Source organism: Streptomyces sp. ASQP_92 (assembly GCF_025399895.1).
In the GTDB taxonomy this organism is placed as follows: Bacteria; Actinomycetota; Actinomycetes; order Streptomycetales; family Streptomycetaceae; genus Streptomyces.
Genome location: NZ_JAODUA010000052.1, coordinates 1 through 1,764 on the forward strand (window position 1 = coordinate 1; position 1,764 = coordinate 1,764).

Below are 1,764 nucleotides of genomic sequence, written 5' to 3' on the forward strand. Positions count from 1 at the left end.
GCCATGGTGGTCGCCCTGCTCGCGGTCCTGAAGTCCGGGGCCGCCTACCTGCCCATCGACCCCGCGATCACCACCAATGGCCGCACGTTCCCGGCCGGCCCGGACACCCCCGCGCTCCTGGTGACCGACACGGCCACCGCCGGGTCGCTCGCGGACACCGGCCTCCCGCGCCTGGTCCTGGACGACCCGGCGACGGCGGCGGCGCTGGCCGCCCACCGCGCGGACGACCCCGTCGACGCCGACCGGGCCGCGCCCCTGCGGCCGGGACACCTCGCCCACATACTCGCGGGCCCGGACGCCACGGCGGTCGCCGGGGAGCACGGCGCGCTGGTCGACCGACTCACCTGGTACGCCGAGGAGTTCCCCGAGCAGCGCACGGCGGCCGTCCTCGCCACCTCGTCGCCGACCGGCATCGACGGCATCGCCGAGCTGCTCGCACCGCTGCTGTCCGGCGGCTCGACCGTCGTCGTCGACCCGGAGGACGCCCCGGGTGCCTTCGACCTCGCGGACACCGTGGTCCGGCACGGCATCGCACGCCTCACCGTGGCCCCCGGCCACCTGGGCGCCCTCGCCGACAGCGACGACCTGCCCCGCATGACCGGGGCCACCGTCTGGATGTGCGGCGACCAGCCGCTGGACCCGGCCACCGTCGAGCGCTTCCGCACCAGCCTGCCGTCGGCACGGCTGGTCACCTTCTACGGATCGGCGGCGGCCGACGGCGCCGCGACCCACGGGAGCCGCCCCGAGGACGGCGCCGGGCTCCCGATCGGGCGCCCGGTGGGGAGCACGGGCGCCCTGGTCCTCGACGAGGGCCTGCGCCCGGTGCCGGCCGGCGTCACGGGGGAGCTGTATCTGACGGGCGCGGGCCTGGCCCGGGGCTTCGTGGGCCAACCGGCCCTGACCGCCGCGCGGTTCGTGCCCTGCCCCTTCGGGCCCGCCGGAGCCCGGATGTACCGCACCGGAGACCAGGCGCGCTGGACCCCGGACGGCCGGCTCGTCCTGACCGGACGCGCGAACGCTGTCGAACAGGCGGATCCTGTACGGGAGTTGGACGAACCGACGGCGCCGCGCGAGCCCCGGGACCCGGTGGAGGAAGCCCTGTGCGGGCTCTTCGCACAGGTCCTCGGGGTGGAGTCGGTCGGCGTCGACGACAGCTTCTTCGACCTGGGCGGCCACTCCCTGCTCGCCACCAAGCTGGTCAGCCGGGCCCGCGCCGCACTCCGCACCGCCCTGTCGGTACGGGACGTCTTCGAGGCGCCCACCGTCGCCGAACTCGCCCTGCGCGCCAGGACCGGGGGCCAGCCCAGGCCCGCCCTCACCCCGGCACCCCGCACGGTCACCCTCCCGCTGTCCTCCGCACAGCGCCGCCTGTGGTTCCTCAACCGCCTCGACCCGGACTCCGCCGCCTACAACATGCCGCTCGCCGTACGGCTTTCGGGCCCGCTCGACGTGGCGGCCCTGGACGCGGCGCTGGGTGATGTGGTGGCGCGGCACGAGAGTCTGCGGACGGTGTTCCCGGAGGTGGACGGCGAGCCGCGGCAGGTCGTCCTCGACGCCGGTGAGGTGTGGAGCGGGCTACGCGTCCAGGAGGTGGCCGAGGGGGAACTCACCGAACTGATCCGGTCCGAGACGGACCGAGGGTTCGACCTGACCTCTCGGATCCCGCTGCGCGCCTTCCTCTACCGCACCGCGCCCGACGAGCACGTCCTGCTCCTGCTGCTGCACCACATCGCGGCCGACGGCTGGTCGCTCGCCCCGCTGGCC

Annotated in this window: 1 protein-coding gene; it reads left to right on the top strand. The window is 75.7% G+C overall.

The window, feature by feature from the left end; genetic code table 11:
* Positions 1–1,764 (top strand): condensation domain-containing protein (locus tag N4G70_RS36835; RefSeq protein WP_261717149.1); only part of this gene is annotated, 1,764 nt, incomplete at both ends.